Here is a 4,434-nt window from a genome sequence, read left to right as displayed (position 1 = left end):
CATGAACCTTCGGATGGCATACCGGGTTGCCGGCCAGCGGCCGGCACTACCGTCAAACCCCAGCTTCCGCCGCTTCCAACGTGTTCTGYATCAGCGTGGCCACGGTCATCGGGCCCACGCCACCCGGCACAGGGGTGATCCAGCTCGCCCGCTGCGCTGCGGCCTCGAACCCGACATCGCCCACCAACCGGCCGTCATCCAAGCGGTTGATGCCCACGTCGATCACCACCGCACCCGGCTTCACCCACTCGCCCGGCACGATACCCGGGCGGCCCACCGCCACCACCAGGATGTCGGCGTTGCGCACGGCCTGTTCCAGCACGTCCTTGGGCGTGAACTTGTGGCAGCTGGTCACGGTACAGCCGGCGATCAGCAGCTCCAGGCCCATCGGCCGGCCGACGTGGTTGCTGACGCCGACGATGGTGGCGTTGCGGCCGCGCACCGGCTGGTCGGTGTGGCCCAGCAGCGTGGTGATGCCACGCGGGGTGCACGGGCGCAGGCCGAACTCGCGCAGGGCCAGGTGGCCGACGTTTTCCGGATGGAAACCATCCACGTCCTTGCGCGGGTCGATGCGCTGGATCAACCGGCGCGCATCGGGAATGCCCGGCAGCGGCAGCTGGATCAGGATGCCGTTGATCTTCGGGTCGGCGTTGAGCTGGTCGATCAGGTCGAGCAGCTCGGCCTCGGTGGTGCCGGCCGGCAGGTCGTAGTCATAGGCTTCGATGCCCACCTTCTCGGCTGCGCGGCGCTTGTTGCGCACGTACACGGTCGAGGCCGGGTCGCCCCCCACCAGCACCACGGCCAGGCCAGGGCGGCTGCCACCGGCGGCGACACGGGCATCGACCCGCACCTTCAGGCTGTCGAGCAGGTCCTCGGCGATACGGCGGCCATCGAGGATGCGGGCAGGAAGCTGGGGGGCGGAGTCGGTCATCGGGTGCGGGCGTGGGGCGGCGGGGACGCTATTGTCCCCGATTCACGCCCCCTCGCCCACCGGCACGGACGGGGTCGGATCCCTTTGCCAAAGGCAAAGGGCTCTGACCCCATCGACCAAGCACGCACGTCGGTAGTGCCGGCCGCTGGCCGGCAACCTCATGAGCGCAGGAAGCACCGTGCAGTTGCCGGCCAGCGGCCGGCACTACCATGCTTCAGATCATTCCTCTTCTTCTTCCGGCACTTCATCCGCATTGAGCGTGCGCGCCTTGCGCTTGGGCGCGGTAAACGGCGTCGGCGTCGGCACACCCGGCAGCGCGCTGCCGAACACCATGTGCGCGCCGGCCCTCAGGCTGCCACCGGCCATTTCCAGCTCGAAGCGCTCGGCATCGCGCTCGCGGATCTGCTCGGCGATCTCGCGCGCATCGTCTTCGTCCGCGCCCAGCTCCACCAGTGCCGCCTGCCCGAACAGCAGCGCCGACTCGAAGGTTTCGCGGATCTGGAAATCCACGCCGGCATGGATCAGCCGCAGCGAATGTTCGCGGTCGAACGAGCGCACCAGCAGCTTGGCCTGCGGGAACTGATGGGCCACCAGTTCGACGATGCGGTCGGCGTCCTCGGCATTGTTCACGCACACCGCAATCGCCCGCGCACTGCCCGCGCCGGAGGCATGCAGTACGTCCAGGCGGGTGCCGTCGCCGTAATAGATCTTGAAACCGAAGCGCTCGGCGTTGTGGATCATCTCCACATCGTTGTCGATGATGGTCACGTCCACGTCGCGGGCCAGCAGCGACTGGCTGGCCACCTGGCCGAAGCGGCCGAAGCCGATCAGCAGCACGCTGCCGGACAGGCCATCGGCGGTATCCACGCCTTCCAGGCTGACGGTCGGCGTGGGCGCCACGCGCTTGTAGACCAGCACCACCAGCGGCGTCAGCGCCATCGACAGCACCACCACGGCGGTGAAGTTGGCATTGATGTCCAGGCTGATCACCCCGGCACTGGCTGCGGCCGAGAACAGCACGAAGGCGAACTCGCCGCCCTGCRCCATCAGCACGCCACGGTCCAGTGCCTGCGCGTGGTCGCTGCCCATCAGGCGCGCCACCACGTAGATGCACAGCGCCTTGGCCGCCATCAGCGCGACCACCAGGCCGAGGATCATCGGCCAGTTGCCGGCCACCACGCCCAGGTCCAGCGCCATGCCCACGCTGAGGAAGAACAGGCCCAGCAGGATGCCGCGGAACGGTTCGATGTCTGCTTCGATCTGGTGGCGGAAGGTCGATTCGCTCAGCAGCACGCCGGCCAGGAACGCGCCCATCGCCATCGACAACCCGGACAGCTGCATCAGCAGCGCCGCGCCCAGCACCACCAGCAGTGCGGCAGCGGTCATCACTTCGCGCGCCTTCGATTCGGCCAGCACGCGGAACAGCGGATTGAGCAGGAAGCGGCCCACCAGCACCAGGCCGACGATGGCACCCACGCCGATCGCCACCGACATCCAGCGTGAGCCCTCGCCATCGGCACTGCCGGCAGCCGGTGCCATCCACGCGACAAGCGCCAGCAACGGCACGATCAGCAGGTCCTCGAACAACAGGATCGAGACGATCTTCTGCCCCGACGGCAGCGCGATGTCGCCGCGCTCGGCCAGCAGTTGCATCACCACCGCAGTGGAAGTCAGCACGAAACCGGTGGCGCCGATGAAGGCGATCTGCCACGGCAGCCCGAACAGCTTGGCGATGCTGGTCAGCACCAGCGCGCAGGTGACGATCTGCAGCGTGCCCAGCCCGAAGATTTCCTTGCGCAGGCTCCACAGGTGCGAGGGCCGCATTTCCAGGCCGATGACGAACAGGAACATGACCACGCCGAGTTCGGCGGTATGCAGGATCGCCTGCGGGTCGGAGAACCAGCCCAGCCCGAACGGGCCGATCGCCAGGCCGGCGGCGAAGTAGCCCAGCACCGAGCCCAGGCCGAGCCGACGGAACAGCGGCACCATCACCACCGCTGCGCCCAACAGGGCGACGACCTTGACCAGCTCGCTGGTCGCTGCTTCTACCGCCATGCGGTGGGTTCCCCGGAAATCGAAATCGGCCTCAACGATAGAGCAACACCGATGACGGCRATAGCACGTGTGTTGCGTTTTATTGTCTTGGAGATGGAACGATAGCGGGAGTGGCCCTGGGCATCATCCCGAAACCGGACGCATCCATCCATACATGGCGTGGATCTACCAACGCATTAGTAGATCCACGCCATGCGTGGATGACGCGCCGACCGGTTCACCCGCCCCGGCAGAACGCGGCGTAATCGATATACCCCGGGAACGGCACGCCCGGCGCGCACACCGCGCACTGCGGGTCGGGGCTGATGCGGGTCTCGCGGAAGCGCATGCCCAGCGCGTCAAAGCGCAGCAGGCGGCCCACCAACGGTTCGCCGATGCCGAGCAGCAGCTTCAGCACCTCGGTGGCCTGCAGCACACCTGCCAGGCCGGGCAGCACGCCCAGCACGCCGGCCTCGGAACAGTTGGGCGCGAATTCCGGCGGCGGCGGCTCCGGGAACAGGCAGCGGTAGCACGGCGCCACGCCACGCTGGCGGCCGGCATCGAACACGCTCACCTGGCCATCGAAACGCTCGATGGCGGCGTAGACCATCGGCGTGGCGTGCTTGATGCAGGCGTCGTTGAGCAGGTAGCGCAACGGGAAGTTGTCCGAACCATCCAGCACCACGTCAACGTCCTGCAGCAGGCGGTCCACGTTCTCCGAGGTGACCCGCTCGGGCACGGCCTCGACCTCGATGGACGGGTTCAACGCCAGCAGCCGCTCACGTGCCGAATCAACCTTCAGCTGGCCGACGCTGGCCTCGGTATGCACGATCTGCCGGTGCAGGTTGCTGCGCTCGACACGGTCGTGGTCGGCAAAACGCAGGTGCCCTACCCCGGCGGCCGCCAGGTAGAACCCGGCCGGCGCGCCCAGGCCGCCCGCGCCCAGCACCAGCACCCGCGACTGCTGCAGGCGGCGCTGGCCGGCCTCGCCCACCTGCGGCAGCAGCAGGTGGCGCGAATAGCGGTCATAGAAATCGCGGTCGGCGGCGCTGGTCAGTGGCTGCACCAGCGGCAACGCCAGCTCGCGCCAGGCCACGGTGCCGCCGGCAACGGAGGTTACGTTGGCATAGCCCGCATCCAGCAGCGCTTGCGCCGCATCGGCCGAGCGCTTGCCGCTCTGGCAGATCAGCAGGATTTCCTGTTCCGGCAGAGGCAGGTGTGCGGCGGGGTCGTCCAGCAGTTCATCCTTGGCCACGCCACGCGCGCCCTCGGCCATGCCGCCCGCCCGCTCATGCGTCTCGCGCACGTCGATCAGCACCGCACCATGGGCCACGCGTGCCCGCGCCTGCTCGGGGGAAAGCTCTGGAATGCTCATGCCGCCATTATCGCGCAGGCCACGCCACCCCGCCTTGAACGATGCCCGCAAGCGCGGGCGTAGTGCCGGCCGCTGGCCGGCAACCTCATGAACA

General features: G+C 68.1%; 3 protein-coding genes. All 3 read right to left on the bottom strand.

Going from position 1 to position 4,434, the window contains the following annotated elements; translation table 11 throughout:
• Positions 1–52: 52 nt before the first annotated feature.
• Positions 53–931, bottom strand: coding sequence for a bifunctional methylenetetrahydrofolate dehydrogenase/methenyltetrahydrofolate cyclohydrolase FolD (gene folD / locus AB4Y84_RS14290; RefSeq protein WP_442250323.1), 879 nt, complete (start codon positions 929–931; stop codon positions 53–55).
• Positions 932–1,150: 219 nt separating this feature from the next.
• Positions 1,151–2,986, bottom strand: coding sequence for a monovalent cation:proton antiporter-2 (CPA2) family protein (locus tag AB4Y84_RS14285; protein ID WP_442250322.1), 1,836 nt, complete (start codon positions 2,984–2,986; stop codon positions 1,151–1,153).
• Between the two features lie 217 nt (positions 2,987–3,203).
• Positions 3,204–4,340 (bottom strand): molybdopterin-synthase adenylyltransferase MoeB, encoded by a 1,137-nt coding sequence (gene moeB / locus AB4Y84_RS14280; protein WP_442244939.1) that lies wholly within the window; start codon positions 4,338–4,340, stop codon positions 3,204–3,206.
• Positions 4,341–4,434 lie beyond the last annotated feature (94 nt).

Origin of the sequence: Stenotrophomonas sp. 2YAF22, from assembly GCF_052114665.1 — a bacterium.
Classification (GTDB): Bacteria; Pseudomonadota; Gammaproteobacteria; order Xanthomonadales; family Xanthomonadaceae; genus Stenotrophomonas; species Stenotrophomonas indicatrix.
The sequence above is the reverse complement of the archived record's forward strand: the minus strand, read 5'-3'. Positions and strand labels throughout refer to the sequence as shown.

Coding starts and splice junctions, on each gene's coding strand:
- moeB (WP_442244939.1), bottom strand. CDS start 4,340: ATGAGCATTCCAGAGCTTTCCCCCGAGCAGGCGCGGGCACGCGTGGCC.